The sequence below is a fragment of the Novosphingobium sp. genome (assembly GCF_030696665.1).
Taxonomy (GTDB): domain Bacteria; phylum Pseudomonadota; class Alphaproteobacteria; order Sphingomonadales; family Sphingomonadaceae; genus Novosphingobium.
Genome location: NZ_JAUYRV010000033.1, coordinates 66526 through 85161, shown reverse-complemented (window position 1 = coordinate 85161; position 18636 = coordinate 66526). Strand labels below are relative to the sequence as shown.

Annotated in this window: 16 protein-coding genes; all 16 read right to left on the bottom strand. The window is 63.6% G+C overall.

The features are described from left to right. Window positions 1–2 precede the first annotated feature (2 nt). Window positions 3–344 carry a hydroxyisourate hydrolase gene (gene uraH / locus Q8R81_RS09085; RefSeq protein ID WP_305617110.1) on the bottom strand — a complete coding sequence of 114 codons (342 nt, stop codon included), beginning with the start codon at window positions 342–344 and terminating at the stop codon, window positions 3–5. After that, window positions 341–1540 (bottom strand): urate hydroxylase PuuD, encoded by a 1200-nt coding sequence (locus tag Q8R81_RS09080; RefSeq protein ID WP_305617109.1) that lies wholly within the window; start codon window positions 1538–1540, stop codon window positions 341–343. Before Q8R81_RS09080 ends, uraH begins: the two co-directional genes overlap by 4 nt. Next, window positions 1537–1977, bottom strand: coding sequence for a 2-oxo-4-hydroxy-4-carboxy-5-ureidoimidazoline decarboxylase (gene uraD / locus Q8R81_RS09075; RefSeq protein WP_305617108.1), 441 nt, complete (start codon window positions 1975–1977; stop codon window positions 1537–1539). The genes Q8R81_RS09080 and uraD overlap by 4 nt, the downstream gene beginning before the upstream one ends. Beyond that, complete coding sequence (hpxZ, locus tag Q8R81_RS09070; protein ID WP_305617107.1) at window positions 1974–2354, bottom strand: oxalurate catabolism protein HpxZ; 381 nt, start codon at window positions 2352–2354, stop codon at window positions 1974–1976. Before hpxZ ends, uraD begins: the two co-directional genes overlap by 4 nt. After that, on the bottom strand, window positions 2351–3253 hold the full coding sequence (gene puuE / locus Q8R81_RS09065) for an allantoinase PuuE (RefSeq protein ID WP_305617106.1): 903 nt from the start codon (window positions 3251–3253) through the stop codon (window positions 2351–2353). Before puuE ends, hpxZ begins: the two co-directional genes overlap by 4 nt. Beyond that, a complete protein-coding gene (locus Q8R81_RS09060) occupies window positions 3250–4434 on the bottom strand; it encodes an alanine--glyoxylate aminotransferase family protein (protein ID WP_371135346.1) in 1185 nt (394 codons plus the stop codon). The genes puuE and Q8R81_RS09060 overlap by 4 nt, the downstream gene beginning before the upstream one ends. A gap of 43 nt (window positions 4435–4477) precedes the next feature. Then, complete coding sequence (locus tag Q8R81_RS09055) at window positions 4478–5710, bottom strand: allantoate amidohydrolase (protein ID WP_305617104.1); 1233 nt, start codon at window positions 5708–5710, stop codon at window positions 4478–4480. After that, window positions 5704–7287: a gamma-glutamyltransferase family protein gene (locus Q8R81_RS09050; RefSeq protein WP_305617103.1), complete on the bottom strand. Its 1584-nt coding sequence runs from the start codon at window positions 7285–7287 to the stop codon at window positions 5704–5706. The genes Q8R81_RS09055 and Q8R81_RS09050 overlap by 7 nt, the downstream gene beginning before the upstream one ends. A gap of 5 nt (window positions 7288–7292) precedes the next feature. After that, window positions 7293–8222 carry a 5'-methylthioadenosine/S-adenosylhomocysteine nucleosidase gene (locus tag Q8R81_RS09045; RefSeq protein WP_305617102.1) on the bottom strand — a complete coding sequence of 310 codons (930 nt, stop codon included), beginning with the start codon at window positions 8220–8222 and terminating at the stop codon, window positions 7293–7295. After that, the gene (locus Q8R81_RS09040; protein ID WP_305617101.1) at window positions 8219–9568 is read right to left on the bottom strand and encodes an NCS2 family permease; all 1350 of its coding nucleotides are present in this window, start codon (window positions 9566–9568) and stop codon (window positions 8219–8221) included. The genes Q8R81_RS09045 and Q8R81_RS09040 overlap by 4 nt, the downstream gene beginning before the upstream one ends. Further along, a complete protein-coding gene (locus tag Q8R81_RS09035; protein ID WP_305617100.1) occupies window positions 9565–10899 on the bottom strand; it encodes an AtzE family amidohydrolase in 1335 nt (444 codons plus the stop codon). The genes Q8R81_RS09040 and Q8R81_RS09035 overlap by 4 nt, the downstream gene beginning before the upstream one ends. Beyond that, a complete protein-coding gene (locus Q8R81_RS09030; RefSeq protein ID WP_305617099.1) occupies window positions 10896–12029 on the bottom strand; it encodes an AtzG-like protein in 1134 nt (377 codons plus the stop codon). The genes Q8R81_RS09035 and Q8R81_RS09030 overlap by 4 nt, the downstream gene beginning before the upstream one ends. Before the next feature lie 90 nt (window positions 12030–12119). Beyond that, on the bottom strand, window positions 12120–13493 hold the full coding sequence (locus Q8R81_RS09025) for a uracil-xanthine permease family protein (protein ID WP_305617098.1): 1374 nt from the start codon (window positions 13491–13493) through the stop codon (window positions 12120–12122). Between the two features lie 14 nt (window positions 13494–13507). Then, a complete protein-coding gene (locus Q8R81_RS09020; protein WP_305617097.1) occupies window positions 13508–14869 on the bottom strand; it encodes an 8-oxoguanine deaminase in 1362 nt (453 codons plus the stop codon). A gap of 15 nt (window positions 14870–14884) precedes the next feature. After that, window positions 14885–16000 (bottom strand): purine nucleoside permease, encoded by a 1116-nt coding sequence (locus tag Q8R81_RS09015; protein WP_305617096.1) that lies wholly within the window; start codon window positions 15998–16000, stop codon window positions 14885–14887. A gap of 88 nt (window positions 16001–16088) precedes the next feature. Then, on the bottom strand, window positions 16089–18563 hold the full coding sequence (locus Q8R81_RS09010; RefSeq protein WP_305617095.1) for a TonB-dependent siderophore receptor: 2475 nt from the start codon (window positions 18561–18563) through the stop codon (window positions 16089–16091). Window positions 18564–18636 lie beyond the last annotated feature (73 nt).

Here is an 18636-nt window from a genome sequence, read left to right as displayed (position 1 = left end):
GCTCAACTGCCCCGATAGGTGGAATAGGAGAACGGCGAGACCAGCAGCGGCACGTGATAATGCCCATCATCTGCCATGCCGAAAGCGATGCGCACTTCATCCAGAAACGGCGGCTGCGGCAATGCCACGCCCATGCCCCTGAAATAGTCGGCCACGGCGAACACCAACGCATACTGCCCCGGCGCAAGTTCCGGCACAGCCTCAATCAACCCGGGACAGCGCCCGTCCACATTGGTCTCGCCCAAAAACAGCACTGCCCCGGCTTTGTCTTCAAGCCGAAGTTTCACCTCGCTGGCGGGCAAACCATGCATCGTATCAAGCACATGAGTGGAAAGCGTGGTCATTGCGGCGCTCCTGCGGCGATCCATCGGCCCAGCGCATCGCGTTCGGCGCGGGTCATGCCGGTCATGTTGCCCAGCGGCATGATCTCGCTGTCGACCGCCACCTTCTTGACGCGCTCGGCAGCGACGCGGCTGTGGTCGTATGTATCGAGCATGACACCCAGCGGCGGCGCGGTAAATGCCTCGCTGGTGGGCTTTGCCGCGTGGCAACTGGTGCAGTGCTTCACGAAGATCGGCTCAACGCTCGCCCATGTTTCAGGCGCAGCAACCGCCTCCGCGCTTTTCGCTTCAGCAGGCAAAGTGGCCTTCTCCGCCGAGACATAGGTCACGCTCACCAGCGCCATCACGCCCGCCACCGCCATCGCCCGCCCGCTCTTTTCCCCGCGATGGCGAAGGTTGAACACATGGCGCACCGCCACCCCGGTCAGCCCCAGCAGCGCCAGCACCAGCCAAGGCCGCGCCGCGCCGAACGTCATCGCATAATGGTGGCTCACCATGATGAACAGCACCGGCAACGTCATGTAATTGTTGTGCAAGGACCGCTGCTTGCCAGCCTTGCCAAGCGCCGGATCGGGCGCTTCCCCGCGCATCAATGCCGCCACCACCTTGCGCTGGTTGGGGATGATCACGAAAAACACGTTGGCAACCATCACCGTGCCAATCATCGCGCCGACGTGCAGATAGGCCCCGCGCGCGTTGAAAACCCGGTCAAGCGCCCATGCCGCCAGCACCAGAAAGGCAAACCACGCCGCCCCCAGCACCCGGTTGTCACGCCCTAGCGCCGAACGGCACAGCAGGTCATAAACCACCCATCCCACCACCAGCGAAGCCGCGCCAATGGCAATGGCCGCTGCTTGCGAAAGCTGCGCCTTGGCAGAATCGATCAGGAAGCTTTCCGCCCCCACCCAGTAGATCAGCACCAGCAGCAAAAACCCGGTGATCCAGGTGGTATAGGCCTCCCATTTGAACCAGTGCAGATCCTCGGGCATCTTGGCAGGCGCCACGGCATACTTCTGCTTGTGATAGAACCCGCCGCCGTGGACCGACCACACCTCGCCGCTCGCCTCACCCTCCTTCGGCGGGACCAGATGGTTGTCCAGCCACACGAAGTAGAACGACGATCCGATCCACGCGATGCCTGCCGTCAGGTGAAACCAGCGGATAGCAAGGTTCAGCCATTCGGACCAATCGACCGTCATCGCGCGTCCTCCAGTCTAAGGCGGACAATCTCGCCAATCTGCGCAATGGCCGTGGCGATTTCTGTCTCGCGATCATTCGCCAGTCGTGCTTCCATCGCTGCCAAAATCCCCGCCTTGTCAGTCAGCCGCACACAGATGATGAACGGAAAGCCGAACCGCTCCCGATAGGCCGCATTCAGCGCATGGAACCGCGCAAACTCGTCCTCGCTCAGCCGGTCCAGCCCCGCAGAAGCCTGCTCCGCCGCCGAAGCCTCGGTCAAAGTGCGATCCACCGCAGCCTTGCCTGCCAGTTCGGGGTGGGCACAGATCAACGCCAGTTGTTCCTCGGACGAAGCTTCCAGCACCACGGCCATCAGATCAGCATGGCGATTGCCGCTGGATGGCCGGGCGTCCGCCCGCGCTTCCACCCAAGGGCTGTGCTCGAACAGCGCGGTCATGATGTGCTCCCCTCAAGGCTGACGTGCGCAGAGACAACTTTCCAGCCATCGGCAAACCGCACCCACGCCTGGCTCTGCCGTCCGCGCCGATCCGATCCTTCACGGAAGAACTCGGCGTCCGCCGTCGCAAAGCCGGAGCCGTAAACCGTAATCGCCACGTGCCCCAGCCTGCGTTGTGGCGATCCGCCGCGCCCTTTGCGGAACTCCCGGATCGCATCCATGCCCCACAGCACTTCGCCCACGCCAAAGCGGTTGGTCGTCGGCGCATCGTGGAACAGCGCGTCCATCGCGGGCAAATCGTCTGCCATCAGCGCGCGCTCGTATTCCTGAAACGAAGCAGTCACTTCAGCCAGCAAGGCAGGATCATCGATTGTCACGCCGCGCCTCCCGCATGGGGGTGATGCTCGAGCCAATGCCGTGCAATGTCGATCCGCCGCGAGATCCACGCATCGCCACTCTCGATCACATGATCAAGGAACCGCGCCACGGCCCGCGCCCGGCCAGGCTTTCCGGCGATGCGCGCATGCAGGCCGACCGACATCATCCGCCCGCCCTCTTCGCGCAATTGCTCAAAGCTATCGCGCAAGTACCTGAAAAACTGATCACCCTCGGTAAAGCCGTTCAGCGCCACCATCTTCATGTCATTGGCATCGAGCGAATAGGGCACGATCAGTTGCGGCTTGCCGTGGCGCACGTCCCAATAGGGCAGGTCATCGGCATAGCTATCGGCGTCGTAAACAAAGCCGCCTTCTTCCACCACCAACCGCGCAGTGTTGGGAGAGGTGCGCCCCTGATACCAGCCGAGCGGGCGCGCGCCTGTCAGCCGCGTGTGCAGTTCGATGGCCCGCGCAATATGTTCGCGCTCCACCTCTTCGGGCAGGTACTGGTAATCGATCCAGCGATAGCCGTGGCTGGCAATCTCCCAATCGGCTTTCAGCATCGCCTCAACCGACGCCGGATTCATCGCCATCGCCGCCGCCACGCCAAACACGGTCACCGGCACATCGCGCGCGGTGAATAGCCGGTGCAGCCGCCAGAACCCGGCCCGGCTGCCGTATTCGTAAAGGCTTTCCATCGCCATCGCCCGCGCCGGGTGGCTCCCCGCGCCCACCATGTCAGACAGGAAAGCCTCAGACCCCTTGTCGCCATTCAGCACGGAATTTTCCGCGCCTTCCTCGTAGTTTATCACGAACTGCACGGCCACCCTCGCGCCGCCCGGCCACTGCGCAGCGGGAGGATTTGCGCCGTAACCAGTCAGGTCGCGCGGAAGCGTCATGCGTCCTCCCAAGCCGCAAGCGCCGCAGGCACCGCCTCGCCCAGCGGCAGAGGATGGCCAGCCGCTTTCAGGCAGGCTTCCAGCGCACCCAGCGTCAGCAGCACCTTGTGTTTCATCGCGTTGTAACCCATCGCGCCCAACCGCCAGATCTTGCCCTGCAGCGGTCCGAAAGCCGTGCCGATTTCGATCTCGAAGTGATCGCGCATCATTGTGCGGATCGCCTCGCCGTCCACGCCGCCGGGGATGTAAACGCCGGTCACGTTGGTCATGCGGTGCGCATCGTCGCCAAACACCGTCAGACCCATCGCGCGCAAGCCTGCCGTCATCGCAGCGCCTGCCTTGCGGTGTCGTGCAACCCGCACCTCCAAACCTTCTCCCAATGCCACGCGAGCGCATTCGCGCGCAGCATAAAGCATTGATGTCGCTTCGGTATGATGGTTCAGCCGTTTCTCCGACCAGTAGTCCATGATCATCGCCAGATCGAAATAGTTGGACGCAATGCGTGGCCCTTTACCGTCCACAATGTCATCGCGTCGGATGCCCTGCTCCACATGGCGGCGCGAGAATATGCGCTGCGCCGCGCGGTTTGAAATGGTGATCGGCGCCGAACCCGAAGGCCCGCCAAGGCACTTCTGCAACCCCCCAGTCACCACGTCCACGCCCCAGCGGTCCGCCGCAATTTCCATGCCGCCCAGCGTCGCCGTGGCGTCGACATAAGCAAAAGCGCCTGCCGCTTTGCACAGATCGCCCAGCCCTTCCAATGGCTGCGCCATCGTCGTCGAGGTATCGCCGTGAACCGTTGCCACGACGCTCGGTCCGTGCCGCGCAATAGCCTTGGCGATCACCTCCATCGGCACCACCTCGCCCCACGGCGCGCTGACCTGCTCGACATTGGCACCAAGGCGCGAAAGGATTTCAGTGAGCAGCAGGCCGAACCGCCCGAAATTCACGACCAGCACCGTATCGCCCGGCTCGACAAGGCTGACCAGCGACGCTTCGATGGCCGCCCGCGCCGTCCCGTCGATCAGCATGGTCCACTGGTTCTGCGTGCCGAACACCGGGCGGTAGAGCGCCATGACCTGATTCATGAACGCCGTCATTTCCGGGTCGAACTGCCCCAGTAGGTCCGCCGACATCGCCCGCAGCACACGCGGATGCGCGTTGACCGGTCCCGGTCCCATCAGCAGGCGCTGCGGCGGGTCAATTTCGCCGAAGAGTGTTGGATCAAGCGGGGTCAAATGTCGCTCCCAATTGTTCGATAAAGCCGAGCATGACCCGCAGCGCCACTTCGGCGTCTGCGGGATCGACATGTTCGGCCGGGTTGTGGCTCACCCCGCCCCGGCAGCGGATGAACAGCATTGCAGTGGGGCACAGGGTGGCCATGATCATGGCATCGTGCCCTGCGCCTGAGACGAGGCGGAAGGGAGTTTGCGAAGCGGCACCTGTGGCCTTGTCGAGCAGGTCCATCAGTGCCGGATCGCAGGGGCTGGCGGGCAGATCGTGGACCTTTCGGACCGACAGGCACAGGTCGCGCAGGTTCGCTATCTCACGGAAAAGGCGCAGGATTTCGTCTGCGGCGGCATCGCGGCGCGTGGCCACTCCTGCGCGCACATCAAGGGTGAAGCTGCATTTTCCTGAAACGACGTTAGCTGCACCTAGATGCACCTGAACGACACCTACAGTGGCAACAAGGTCCGCTGGCCCCGCCGTGGCGACACTTTCGGCGGCCAAAACCATCGCTGCCATTCCCGCCACCGCATCGCGCCGCAAATCCATCGCAGTGGTGCCTGCGTGACCCGCCGTCCCTCCAACTTCGATCTCGAACCGAAGCTGTGCGGCGATGCCGGTGACCGTGCCAATGGCCAGCCCTTGCGCCTCCAGCACTGGTCCCTGCTCGATATGCGCTTCTAGATAGGCGAGCACCGATTCCGGCGCGCGCTTTGCGCTGGGATAGGCTGCAATATCAACGAGTTCGCCAAGCATCACGCCGTCCCGGTCTGCCACGTCGAGCGTCACCGGGTCAAGCGTGCCTGCCACCGCCCGGCTCGTGAGCATTGCGGCGGGGAAGCGAGAGCCTTCCTCATCACCGAATGCGTAGACTTCAATGGCAAAGGGCATTCGCACACCGGCTGAGGAAAGCGCGGCAACCACCTCAATTCCCAGCATAATTCCAAGAGGGCCATCATAGTGGCCGGCATTGCGCACGCTATCAAGATGGCTGCCAATGATCAGCGCCGGCGCATCGGGAGCGCTTGCCTCATACCGCCCGATGAGGTTCATCGCCGCATCGCGCCGCACGCTCATCCCCGCCTCGGCCATCCACTGCGCCAGCTTGTCTTGCGCGGCGTAGTAGGCGGGAGAAAGATAGGTGCGGGTCAGGCCTTCCGGGCTGTCGCTGAACGGCTGCACAGCGAGTTCGTCGCAGCGGGAAACCGCCCGGAAGCCGCCCTCTACCATGCCGCCACCCCGCCATCGCTGCGAGGGTCTGTCGCGCCTTCAAACCGCCCGTCGGCGTGGCGGACGATTGCTCCTGCGTGGCCCATCGTGGCGGTTAGCGGGCCTACTCGCTCGACATCGTGACCGGCAGTCAAAAGAGCCTCGTAGAGCGCTGGATCAAAACCATCTTCCAGCTTCAGCGTGGTCGATTGCTCCCCCCACGTCCGCCCCAGCAGCCAGCGCGGCGCGCTGATTGCGGCCTGCAGGTCTGCGCCGTAGCGGGCATAGCGGCTGAACAGCGCGGCTTGAGTCTGCGGCTGTCCCTCCCCGCCCATCGTGCCGTATGCCATGACGCGGCCATCGTCGAACCGGGCGAGTGCGGGGTTGAGCGTGTGGAAGGGTTTGCGCCCCGGTTTCAGGGCGTTCCAGCCCGATTCCGCCAGCCGGAAGCTGCTGCCCCGGTTCTGCCAGGTGATCCCCGTTTTCGGCAGGACCAGCCCGGAGCCGAACTCAAAATAGGTGGACTGGATCGCGCTGACGACGCGGCCTTCCTTATCCGCCGCGCCGAACCAGCACGTATCGCCCCACTGCGGCGGTTGCGGCCATGCCAGCGCTTTGGCCGGAACGATCCGCAATGCAAGCTCATCGAGCGCGGCGGGATCGGACAACAGGCCCTGCCAATCGAAATCATGATACGCCGGATCGCCCACGTGGACATCGCGGATCAGGAAGGCCTGCTTGGTCGCCTCAACCAGTCCGTGGACATGATCGAAGCTGTCCGCTTCATCCGCCACCAGCCGATCAAACAGCGCGAGGATCAGCAGCGAGGCAAAGCCCTGCGTGGGCAGCGCGCTGTTCCACAGTTGGCAATCGCGCAGACGGGTGGTCAGCGGCTCCGGGCGGGTGGCGACATGCGCGGCAAGATCATCGCCGGAAAGCGGACTTCCCAACAAGGCAAGATCGGCAGCAATGTCAGCCGCTAGCGGGCCGGTGTAGAAGCTGCCCAACCCCTCATCGCATAGCCGCCGCAACGTCTGCGCCAGCACGGGCTGGCGCAGAACATCGCCCTCATGAAGTGGACGGCCGTGAGGCTCGAATGTGGTGGCATAGGCGCCGGGTTGCACGCGCATTTCCGGCCCTTTGGCGGCAGCAATCGCTGCATGGCCTGCGGTGATCGCAACGCCCGCCTCGGCGTGGTCAATAGCATCGCGCAACAGGCGTGCGAGGGGCAAGGAACCGCCCGCGCTTTCCAGCGCCGCCTGCCAACCGGAAATCGTGCCCGCGACGGTGTTGGCTGCAAGTGGCCCGCGAAAGGGCACTGCCTCAAGCTCTGCATAGAGGTCGAGCGTGGCCGACTCAGCCGCACCACCGCAACCGTGGATACCGTGAACTTCGCCGTCTGGTTCGTGGATCACCCAGAACCCATCGCCGCCGATCCCGGTCATGTGCGGATAGACCACTGCGAGGCAGGCGGCGACCGCGACGGTTGCCTCCACCGCGTTGCCGCCGTCCTGCAATACCGAAAGCCCCGCCTGCGCCGCAAGGAAATGCGGCGCGGTGACCATGCCTTTCGATCCGGTGACGGTTGCCAATGCCATCGCGATCAATCCGGCAGCGCGGCGAGATAGGCGCGCACGACATGGGCGGAATTGACCGAAGCGAGATGTTCGAACGTGTCCTCCATGTTCTTGTGCTTATCACCCCCGGCAAGGTCGGACAGGCTGCGGAAGACGATGGCGGGCACTGTGTTGCTATAGGCCACCTGCATCACCGCCGCGCTTTCCATATCGAGTACGCGGGCTTTCCAAGCCTTGTGCAGGTAGATGCGGAATTCGGCGTTGTCGGCATAGATACCTGCCGTCACGCCCGTGCCACCGACTTCGATCTTGGGCACGCGCGGCAGGCATAATTCCGAGCCAGCGAGCATCTTTTCCGATGGCGGCACGCAGCGTTCAAGCGTGATCGAAGGCACCACCTTGCGCGCCAGATCGAGCAGGCCTGCGTCCACCGGCACGCGATAGATGCGCTTGGGCGGCGTGGCCGCATTGGCCATCACCGTACCGCGCGGGAAGATGAAGAACCAGTTGGCCGGGCTTTCCGCGCTGCCCTGATCGGGTGGTGTCCAGCCGGTCTTGGTCTTGCGGGCGAACGAGGCTTCGAGATACTGGCCCCAGTCCTCGGCTACGATTACGTCACCGATCGACAGCTTCGGGTCCACGCCGCCCGCGATGCCGGAAAAGACGATGCGCTTCACGTTGAACCGGTCCAGCACAAGCTGCGTGTTCATCGCGGCGTTCACCACGCTGACCCCGCTCTGCATCAGCACGACAGGCTTGCCTTCCATCGTGCCGGTCAGGAAGGTGCCGCCGTTGATCTTGTGCTCCTTAGCCTCCTGCACGGTGCCTACCAGCGCGTTCCATTCGGGGCGGAACGCGGTCATCACCACGGTGCGCGGCGTATCGTCGAGCTTCTGGGCGTGCACGGTAGCGGGAAGCAGCAGGGCGGCGAGAGCCAGTGCAATACGGCGGATCATTCTGCGGCCATCCAAGCAAAGCGCACCACGAACAGCGCGGCGAGTGTGAAGAGGAACCAGTCGGCGCGGGTGGCCTTGCCCTTCAGCAGCTTGAGCAGGGCGTGCGCGGTGATGCCGAAGGCGAGGCCATTGGCGATGGAGAACGTCAGCGGAATCATCGCCACGGTGAGGAACGCCGGGATAGCCGCCATCGGGTCTTCCCAGTCCACCTCGGACAGCGGCAACAGCATCAGCCCGCCGACGACGACCAGAGCGGGCGCGGTGGCAGCCAGCGGCACAAGCTGCGCATAGGGCGCGACGAACATCGTGGCGAAGAATAGCAAGCCGCAGACCACGGCGGTAAGGCCGGTACGCCCGCCCGCCTGCACGCCCGCTGCGCTTTCAACATAGCTGGTGACCGTGCTGGTGCCCGCCACCGCGCCAACCATAGTGGCGACCGCGTCGGTCATCAGGATGCGGTTGAGACCGGGGATTTTGCCCGCCGCGTCCATCAGCCCGGCACGCTTGGTGACGGCCACCAGCGTGCCGATATTGTCGAACAGATCGACGAACAGAAACACGAACAGGATTTCGAGAAGGCCCAACCCCTGCTTGCCAGAGAGGCCGAAGACGCCTGCAATATCAAGCTGGAACGCCGTGCCGGTGAGCGCAGCGAGGCTGTAGGGTTCGGTCGGGGCGCTGGTCTGCCCGGTAAGCCATGCGGCGATGGTGGTGAGGACAATGCCGATCAGCATGGCCGCGCGCACGTTCCATACGGACAGCGTGCCGATGACCACCAGACCGAACAGCGCAAGCGCCGGTCCCGGCTCGGTCACGCTGCCAAGCCCGACGAACGTGGCGGGGTTGGCAACCACAATGCCAGCGTCCTTCAGCCCGATGAAGCCGATGAACAAACCGATCCCACCTGCGACCGCGGCAAAGAGATGCTGCGGAATGACCGCCACGATTAACTGCCGCACACCTGTGAGCGTCAGGATCAGGAAAGCGACGCCCGAGATGAACACGCAGCCCAGCGCAATGGGCCAGGGCACGCCCATCTGCTGCACCACGGTGAAGCTGAAATAGGCGTTGAGACCCATGCCCGGTGCCAGCGCCAGCGGGGTATTGGCCACCATGCCCATCAAGATTGAGGCGAAGGCCGCAGCAAAGCACGTGGCCGCGGCGACCGAGGCCACTGGCATGCCTGCCTGTCCAAGGATCGCCGGATTGACCAGCACGATATAGGCCATCGTCAGGAACGTGGTGAAGCCTGCCAGCACTTCTGTGCGCGTGGTCGTGCCGCGTTCGCTTAATCGAAAGTGGCGTTCGAGCAGGCCCGCCTCTTGCGCAACAGTTGCCCCCGTCATGTCAGTTCCCCCGTGACAATGCCTTCCGGCGCGGTGACGCCGGTCAATTCATCGGATTCGAGCCGTTGAGCCAGTGCAAGCAAGGCCCCCTCGCCGCCCGGCTTGCCGATCAGTTGCAGCCCCAGCGGCAACATGCCCGGACGGCGCAATGGCACCGCCAGCGCTGGCAGCGCGGTGAACGTGATCGGTTGCGTATGAATGCCAAGGTCCGCGCGCGCGGGGCTGAGCGCTCCGTCGATCAAGATGCGCGGATCTTCGATCAAGGGCGCCGTGCAAGGCGTTGCGGGCGCAAGCAGGACATCGAAATCAGCAATAAGAGTGTTAAGGCGGGACAGGAAGTCTGCGCGGAAAGCCTTTGCTTTTGCGTAGAGTTCTTCCGGCAGCAGGGCGCCAGCAATCAGGCGGTCACGCACTGCAGGGTCATAAGTGAGCGCGCTGGCGGCGAGCGTTGCGCGGTGGAGGTGCCCGCCTTCGTAGGCGGTGATGAGAAACGCGGCACTGCGGGCGCGGGCGATGTCTGGCAATTCGAGCAGCGGTGCATCAGGGGCGATGGCATCGATGGCGGCAAGCTGGGCTGGATCGGCGTTTTCGCGGAAGCGTCCGCCGAGGCGGGCGATGCGGATTTCGCCTTGCGCAAGGGTCAATGGCTCACCGCGAAGCACGCCCCAAACCAGCGCCATGTCTTCAAGGCTGGCAGTGAACGGGCCGATATCGTCAAAGCTTTCGGCGAAGGGGAATGTGCCCTCCAGCGGCAGCGAGGCGTGCGCGGGCTTTAACCCGTAGAGGCCGCAAAGGCTGGCGGGGACGCGGATCGAGCCATTGGTATCCGATCCCAGCGCGAAGGGCAGCAATCCGGCGGCGACAACTGCCGCAGAACCGCCGGAGGAGCCGCCCGCCAGCCGGGCAGGATCGTGCGGGTTGCGCGTAGTGCCGTGGGTGGCGTTGATCGTGGCGAAACCGTAGGCGAATTCGTCCATGTTGAGCGTGCAGGTCAGCACGGCTCCTGCGGTCTGAAGGCGGTGAATCGCTTCGGCATCACTGGTTGCAGGCGTGGCGTTGGCGCGCACGGCGGAACCGGCGGTGGTGGACAGGCCCGCCACATCGAACAGGTCTTTCACGCCATAGGGCACGCCTGCCAACGGCCCGGGGTCATCGCCCCGCGCCACGGTCGCGTCCACAGCGGCGGCTTCGGCCAAAGCGCGCTCTTCCAGAACACGGGTGACGGCAACGTGAGTGTCGGCCTTCAGTGCCGCAATAGCCTGCTCGGCCACCGACCTTGCGGTAACTTCGCCCGCCCTGACGGCGGCGGCGATGGCGGCGGCTGTCCTCATTTGTCGCGGTCACCCTCCAAGGTCTGCGCATGGCGGGTGAGCAGTTCGAGATTGGCGGTAACGCCGGGTCGGCATTCCTCCGGGATGGGCAGACCGATGGCTTCGGCGCGAACAAGCGCTTCGGCTTCACCTTGCGGGGGGAGCGCGGCGGCGGCGGCTTCTGCTTCGGCGTGGTAGCGGCCTGCCAGCCATGCGCAGACAAAGAGTTGCAACTGGTGGAAGATCATCAGCGGCAGGATCACCATGCCCACTTGCGCCGGGGCAAAGAGCGCACCTGCCATCGGCACGCCCGAGACAAGGCTTTTCTTCGATCCGCAGAACAGCAGGACGATGGCATCCTCGCGCGGAAGACCGGCAAGGCGCGCGGCCACGCCATTAACCGCGATGACGATGGCGAGGATGACGCTCGACGCCAGCAGCAGCACACCAAGATCGAACGGTCCCACGCGCTGCCATACCCCGTTCGCCACGGCGGCGCTGAACGCGGAATAGACGACCAGCAGCACCGAGGAGCGATCTACCGGCTGGAGCAGTTTTTTGTGCTTGTCGATCCACTTGCCGATCACCGGGCGCAGCAGGTGTCCGGCCACGAACGGCAGGAGCAGTTGTGTTGCAATTTTCTGCACGGAGCCAAGACCGTCCATCTCGCCCGCGCCGCCGGAGTTGATGAACAGCGTAACCAGCAGCGGCGTCAGCACGATGCCAAGGAGATTGGAGAGCGATGCGCTGCACACCGCTGCGGCTACGTTTCCGCCTGCCATTGCGGTGAAGGCGATTGAGCTTTGCACAGTCGACGGCAGCAGGGCGAGGAACAGCAGTCCGACTGCCAATGAAGGGTCGATCACCAGCCCGGTCACGCGCGCAGCGGCAAGGCCCAGCACCGGAAACAGCGCGTAAGTGAAGGCCAGCGTCATCAGATGCAGACGCCAATTGCCCATGCCTGCGAGAATGGCTTCGCGCGAAAGTTTGGCCCCGTGAAGGAAGAACAGCAGCACGATGGCGGCATCGGCGGCCATGTCGAACGCGGTGAGCGCAGCCCCGCGCGCGGGCAGCACGCTGGCGAGCACGACCGTGCCGACCAGCCAGAGCAGGAAGGGATCGACCGACGGTAGTTTGAAACGCTTGGCCATGCTGATTTGGCTATGCCCTCCCTAACCCTACCGATCCAACGCAATGATCGGCACGGTTTGTTGCAAAAAAGAGAGCACGTTCATGCATCGCTATTCTGCGGGAGACAAGCTGGGTGCCTCATCCGCCGTCTCACGCGGGAGAAACAGATTGAGCGCAATGGCGACCACGGCGGCAGGGAGGACGCCTGACGTAAGGAGGATGCGCGCGGTTTCAGGCAGGTGCGCCACGGCATCGGGTTCAAGCTGAAGGCCCAGTGCGAGCGACAGGCTGACCCCGAAGATCAGCATATTGCGCTGGTTCCAGTCCACCGAGGCCAGCATCGATAGCGCTGCGGAGGCAACCATGCCGAACATCACGATCACCCCACCGCCCAGCACCTCGATGGGGATGGTGGTGATGATCGCACCGATCTTTGGCACAAGTCCGCAGACCACGAGGAACACCGCGCCGAGCGTTACCACATGGCGGCTCATCATGCCGGTGATGGCGATGAGACCGACGTTCTGGCTGAAAGTGGTGTTGGGCATTGCGCCGAACACTGCGGCAAGCGCGGTGCCGACGCCATCGGCGGCAACTGCGCCCTGCAATTCGGCATCGGTGGCAGGTCGGCCAGCGGTGCCTTCGCAGATCGCCTCGACATCGCCGATGGATTCGATGGAGGAGACAAAGCCGGTCAGCACGAAGCCGAGGATGGCCGAAGCCGAGAGCGCGAAGCCGAAGTGGAAAGGGCTGGGCAGCATGGCGATGGGCGCAGTGGCCACCGGATCGAAAGAGATGCGGCCCAGTGCCAGCGCCACTGCATAGCCCGCCAGCAGCCCAAGCAGCACCGAGGCCGTGGACCACACGCCTCGTGCGAAGAATTTGAGGCCCAGCGTTGCCACCACCACCGTGCCGGCCAGCAGCCAGCTTTCCCCCGCGCCGAATGCAGGGGTGCCGATGGCGGGCACGCCGCCAGCGGAATACTGCACCCCGATGCGCATGAGCGAGAGGCCGATCATCAGCACGACAAGACCGGTGATCAGCGGCGGAAGAGCGAAGCGCACGCGGCCCACGAACATGCTCAGCAGGCCGTGGACCAAGCCACCGATCAGCGCGGCGGTGGTCAGTTCCGCCATCGCGCCGACGCCTTTGCCCGCGACAATGGGGATCATCACCGGGATGTAGGCAAAGCTCGTCCCCTGCACCAATGGCAGACGCGCGCCGACCGGTCCCATACCCACCGTCTGCAGCAGCGTGGCGATCCCGGCGAAGAGCATCGACATCTGGATCATGTAGATGAGGTCGGAAGGGTCCGCCGATCCGAACCCGAACCCCGCTGCGCCCGCTACGATGATAGGCGGGGTGAGGTTTGACACGAACATCGCCAGCACGTGCTGGATGCCGAGAGGCACGGCGAGGCCGAAGCCGGGGAAGAAATCGGGATCGCGTGCCTGTTCGCGGGTCACTGAACCGAGAGATGTCATGGCGGTTCTCCCTCCTATGCCAGCGCCATCAGGCGGCTGAGCGACTTCTGCGCTGCGGTGACGACTGCACGGCGCGTGGTGCGCACCAGTTCGCCATCGCGCACCACGGCGCGGCCTTCGACGAACAAGTCGCGCACGCCGGGCGGCGGGGCGAGGATCAGGCCTGCCACCAAATCCCACGCGCCGGTTGAGGCGACTTGCGCCATGTCCCACACTGCGCAGTCGGCGCGCTTGCCGGGGGTTAGACTGCCCAAATCGCTCCGGCCCAGAACTTCGGCCCCGCCGCGCGTTGCCAGCCGCAGCGCCTCACGCGCGGCAAAGGCGGTGGCCCCGTGGGTAACGCGCTGTAGCAGCAGGGCTTGCCGCGCTTCGCCCAGCAGGTTGCCGGAATCGTTGGAGGCCGAGCCATCTACGCCAAGGCCGACCTTAACGCCTGTATCGACCATGCGCCGCACCGGAGCGATGCCCGAGCCGAGGCGGCAGTTCGATCCGGGGCAATGCGCCACGCCCGTGCGGGTGCGGGCGAACAGATCAATCTCGCCATGATCCAGCTGAACGCAGTGCGCGTGCCACACGTCCGGGCCGGTCCAGCCCAGTTCTTCCGCATATTGGCCCGGACGGCAGCCGAAGCGTTCGAGGCTGAAGGCCACATCATCGGCATCTTCGGCCAGATGGGTGTGCAACATCACGCCCTTGTCCCGCGCCAGCAGCGCTGCATCGCGCATCAGGCCCTGACTGACCGAGAAGGGCGAACACGGAGCAACGCCCACGCGCACCATCGCGCCGTCAGCGGCATCGTGGAACCTGTCGATCACGCGGATGCAGTCGGTAAGGATGGCGTCCTCACGCTCCACCAAACTGTCCGGCGGCAAGCCCCCGGCACTCTCGCCCACACTCATGCTGCCGCGCGTGGCGTGGAAGCGCAGGCCGATGCCGTCTGCCGCATAGATAGTGTCGTCCAGCGTGACGCCGTTCGGGAACAGGTAGAGGTGGTCCGAACTCATCGTGCAGCCCGACAGCGCCAGTTCGGCAAGGCCAAGCTGCGTGGCCGCGAAGACATCGTCGGGCGTATAGGTCGCCCAGATCGGGTAAAGCCGCTTGAGCCACCCGAACAGCGAAGCCTCGGTCGCGCCGGGCAGTGCGCGGGTCAACGTCTGGTAAAGGTGGTGGTGGGTGTTGACGAGGCCCGGCGTGACCACGCAACCCGCCGCATCAATGATTTCGTCGGCGTGGCCTGCCAGTGGCTGGAGTTCAGCGCTTGTGCCAACAGCCAGCACCACGCCATCGCGCATGGCCACCGCGCCGCCTGCAATCTCGGTTCCCGCATCGTCCATCGTGGCAACCACAGCGGCGTTGCGGATCAGCGTGAGGGTCATTTCAGCGGCTCGCTGTCACTTCGGCGGGGCCTTTTCATAGCGGTCCCAATTGCCGGTAATCTCGTCCACCACCTTGCCGCCGACGATGTAAAGCGCCTCAAGCGCAGCGGTCATCCCGGCGTATCCCTGATTTTCACCCAAGAGGTAGGCGGCCGGGTCTTCTCCCGGCGGGGGCATGGAGAAGTTGCTGGCGGAGCGCAGAACCATCACGCGGTTGCGATCTGCGCGACCCACTTTGGTCAGGTACTCGATGGACTGGAAAGTGCCGGTTTCTTCCATCGCAGAGGTGACGAATTCGCCCTTCCCTTGCGTCCAGAACTTCGTCCAGTCATTGGCCCATTGGGTCATTTTCGCGCCGTGCCAGAAGGTCATCGCGGCGATGTTGTCGCCTTTCAGCACGAAGGGTGGCTTCTGTGCGTTGGGGTAGCCGGTGAACTTCTTGCGCTCAGCCGCGATCAACTGGTCGTCGGGCAGTTTCATGTCCTTGGTCAGGGCAAAGGCCCATTCCTGCAGCGCGGGATTGAGTTCGAACATTTCGCCATTGATTGGTGGCAGCGGCGTAGGATCGGACGGCCTCTTGCTGTGCAGGGCAAAGTAGCCGCTTTTCCAGTCTGCCGGAATTTCGCGCGCATCGATCTCGTGCGCGATATCGCCATCGATCAGATAGCGCGCCCATGCCGCAGAGCCGACCGACGCGTTCTCCGGATCAATCCCGGCGATGCCCGCAACCAGCCAGTAAGCCTGCGAAAGATCAAGCCGCTCGTCCAGTCCCAACGCCAACGTGGCCGTGGCGGACTTGATAGACCCCATGCCGGTCACGATGGCCAGAACGCCCGTTTCGGGATCATAGGCCAGATTGTGCCAGCCCTGCGGGAACGGCAGCGTGACCGAGAGATTTCGCCGCTCCTTCCACAGCTGGAATTCGCCGGGCTTGTCGCCTGCGTCCTCTCCGATTTCGAACATGGTGACAACGACGACCCGCACCGGCAGCTTTGCCGCGCAGGGCCGCGCCGGCGTGCAGGCTTTTACGGCGGCAACCGTCGCGGCATCGGCAGCAGGCGCTGCATGGGCACAGGAAGCTCCGGCCAGCAAGGCCGCAGCAGAAATCGCAAGGCGCGCGAGGAGACGCATGGTTAGATAAACCTTGAAAAGTGCCGGTTGCGAGGAGCGGCGGGAGAGCAAACCGCCCCTCGCATCCGGGGTTCTGACAGATCGGTCGTCAGAACTTGTAGACGACTGAAGCCTGCCAGTTGCGCGGCCGTTCGGGCAGCGCAATCGTTGCACCGAACAGTTCGGTAAAGTTGGCGCGGAAGTAGCTGGCGTTCGTGGCATTCTTCACCACGGCACGGAACAGCCACGGCCCGGTCTTGAAGGACGCGCTCAAATCCACCAGCGTATAAGCCGGAAGCTTGACCACTTGCGACTGTCCCGAAAACACCGCAGGCACCCGGGAAATGCTTCCGGCCAGTGCCAGACCATTATCGAACGAATAGGTTGCGGTGGCTGAATACAGATCCTCAGGAATGCCCGCACGGCGCGATGCATTGCCGTCGGGGATCGGCACCAGCCCGATGGGCTGGCCACCCCAGAACAGCGCCGGATTGATGCCTTTGAGGTCTTCCGCTCCGAAGAAGCTGAACAGCACGCCGTCGCCGATCGCGGTCAGGTTCTCGACCTTGGTCTTGGTATAGTTGGCCGAAATCAGGAAGTGCCGGTCCACCGACCAGCGGATTTCGGCCTCGATACCCTTGGTTTCGACCGCCTGGTTGGTGACGATTGCCTGGGAGTTGCGATCAACGCGGGTCTGCTTGTAAACCGAGAGTGCAGCATAAAGTCGGCTGTCGAGGAAGCTGCCCTTGACCCCGCCTTCGTAAAGCTTGGAGGCGCTGATGAAGGCGCCAGACAGAGCGTCTGCCGTCGTGATTTCCGCACCTTGTCCGGCAACCACAGTCGATTGCCGCGAAATGGTGACATAGGGGATGATGCCGAACGGCAGTTCATAGTTGGCACTGGCTGACCATGACCAGCCCCCCTTCGAGGTTTTCGCTGAACCTGCGCCCGAGGGATCCTCAAGAATTGCGGCAATGTCCGCAGTGGTCACTTCGATGTGATCATACCGCGCGCCGAGCGTGACATCGAGGCCGAAGTCGAAATCGAAGTCGGCAAGCCCTGCCAGACCGTAATCGGTGTAGTGGCCAACGTTAGCTGACGTGTAGTTGCAGTTGCATTCAGTCGAAAGCAACCGGTCCGAAAGCGCGTTGTAACCGACGCTCAGATCGACACGATTGAAGTATTCGTAGTTGAAGTCATCAGCGTGTTCGAAGTTCGTGTACCGGATCGACGGCGAAATTTGGAACGAGAATGTACCGGCTTCGTTCTTGAACTTCTTCGAAACGACGATACGGTCTTCGATAACATAGGAATTGTGGAATTGCGAGAAGCCGTACTGGTTCTCGCTGTCGTGCGCATAGCCATCGTAAAACAGCTGGTTCTTGATCTCCAGATCGTTGCCGCCATCAAAGATCAGGTCGAGGTAACCGGTTCGCGCGATGTTATCGAGCTTGTCGTCCTCGGCAGTCAGCGTGTTTTTGCGGCTGAGTTTGGTGGTGCCAACGCCGGTCAGGCCCATGTCGGAGTATGTCGTGGCAAGGCACCCTGCGTTCAGCCCGCTGTTGAACGGATTGGAGAACGGCGGAGTGCTGCAGAACGCGCTGCCGAACGGGTTCAGACCGAACCCGCCGTTTGCGGCCGCAGCCTCTTCATGAGAAATCTGCCCATCGCCACTGGTATCGAGCGGCTTGGCCGCGCCGGTGACGTAGTTGCCATTGTCGACCAGATCCTGCGTCAGGCGGTTCCAGCCGCCGTTCTGCTGGCCGTTGTACTTGTGATACATACCGCCGAATTCGACCCGCAGGTTGGACGCTATATCAGCATCGAACGCGGCCTGCAGCACCGTCTGGCTCGTGTCCATGTTGCGGTAGTAGCTGCCCGAATCCTCGACCTGTCCGTAGAGGCTGAAGCCGAATTCCTGCCCGCCGATCTTGCCCGGACCACGGACCTGCGCCGACAGCACATTGCGCGCCCAGCTGCCCGTCGTGTACGAAAATTCGCCCTCTACGGTGCCTAGGTACTTGCCGCCTGCCGCGCGAGCCGACAGCGGAATGAAGTTCATGTAGCCGCCGGTCTTCGATGGGCCGTAGATTGGCGATGCCGGCCCGCGCACGATATCGATGCGGTCCGATGCTGCGATCGGGGTTGGATAGTTGCCTGAGTTATCCAGACGGCGGACACCGCGAAAATAGACCTCACCCGGTGTGCCACGAATATCCAGCGCCCCGCCGACGCCGAAAAACGAGTTGGTGAACACGCCCGGCGATTGCGACACGAGATCATAGATTTCGGTGATCCCGAAGCGCTCGATCTGCTCCCGGCTGACGGTCGAGGCGGAACGCGGCGTTTCCACCAGCGTCTTGTCGAAGCCGAAGATCGAGCCGACATCGTCGATGGGAAGGGCGCCAAGCGAACCTGTTACGACGATGGTCTGGTCCGGTTCCGCACTTGCCTGAGGCTCTTCCTGTGCAAAGGCCGGGCCTGTCAACGCCGTGCAGGCCAACAGGGTAGCGAGGCCCCGCGCCAGATAGCGCGTGCCAGTGCGGTGCCGGATTGCTCCTGCGGATGTAATCGGGTCTTGCATTTACGTACCCCCCTTGGACGCTTTTTACGCTCCGCCTCCTCCTGGAAGGTCGGATGCGCATGGTTGAACCGCG

Bases quoted from the DNA above. Each gene is read 5' to 3' on its own strand.
- uraH (WP_305617110.1), bottom strand. From the start codon at position 344: ATGACCACGCTTTCCACTCATGTGCTTGATACGATGCATGGTTTGCCC.
- Q8R81_RS09080 (WP_305617109.1), bottom strand. From the start codon at position 1,540: ATGACGGTCGATTGGTCCGAATGGCTGAACCTTGCTATCCGCTGGTTT.
- uraD (WP_305617108.1), bottom strand. From the start codon at position 1,977: ATGACCGCGCTGTTCGAGCACAGCCCTTGGGTGGAAGCGCGGGCGGAC.
- puuE (WP_305617106.1), bottom strand. From the start codon at position 3,253: ATGACGCTTCCGCGCGACCTGACTGGTTACGGCGCAAATCCTCCCGCT.
- Q8R81_RS09060 (WP_371135346.1), bottom strand. From the start codon at position 4,434: ATGGGACCGGGACCGGTCAACGCGCATCCGCGTGTGCTGCGGGCGATG.
- Q8R81_RS09055 (WP_305617104.1), bottom strand. From the start codon at position 5,710: ATGGTAGAGGGCGGCTTCCGGGCGGTTTCCCGCTGCGACGAACTCGCT.
- Q8R81_RS09050 (WP_305617103.1), bottom strand. From the start codon at position 7,287: ATGGCATTGGCAACCGTCACCGGATCGAAAGGCATGGTCACCGCGCCG.
- Q8R81_RS09045 (WP_305617102.1), bottom strand. From the start codon at position 8,222: ATGATCCGCCGTATTGCACTGGCTCTCGCCGCCCTGCTGCTTCCCGCT.
- Q8R81_RS09040 (WP_305617101.1), bottom strand. From the start codon at position 9,568: ATGACGGGGGCAACTGTTGCGCAAGAGGCGGGCCTGCTCGAACGCCAC.
- Q8R81_RS09035 (WP_305617100.1), bottom strand. From the start codon at position 10,899: ATGAGGACAGCCGCCGCCATCGCCGCCGCCGTCAGGGCGGGCGAAGTT.
- Q8R81_RS09030 (WP_305617099.1), bottom strand. From the start codon at position 12,029: ATGGCCAAGCGTTTCAAACTACCGTCGGTCGATCCCTTCCTGCTCTGG.
- Q8R81_RS09025 (WP_305617098.1), bottom strand. From the start codon at position 13,493: ATGACATCTCTCGGTTCAGTGACCCGCGAACAGGCACGCGATCCCGAT.
- Q8R81_RS09020 (WP_305617097.1), bottom strand. From the start codon at position 14,869: ATGACCCTCACGCTGATCCGCAACGCCGCTGTGGTTGCCACGATGGAC.
- Q8R81_RS09015 (WP_305617096.1), bottom strand. From the start codon at position 16,000: ATGCGTCTCCTCGCGCGCCTTGCGATTTCTGCTGCGGCCTTGCTGGCC.
- Q8R81_RS09010 (WP_305617095.1), bottom strand. From the start codon at position 18,563: ATGCAAGACCCGATTACATCCGCAGGAGCAATCCGGCACCGCACTGGC.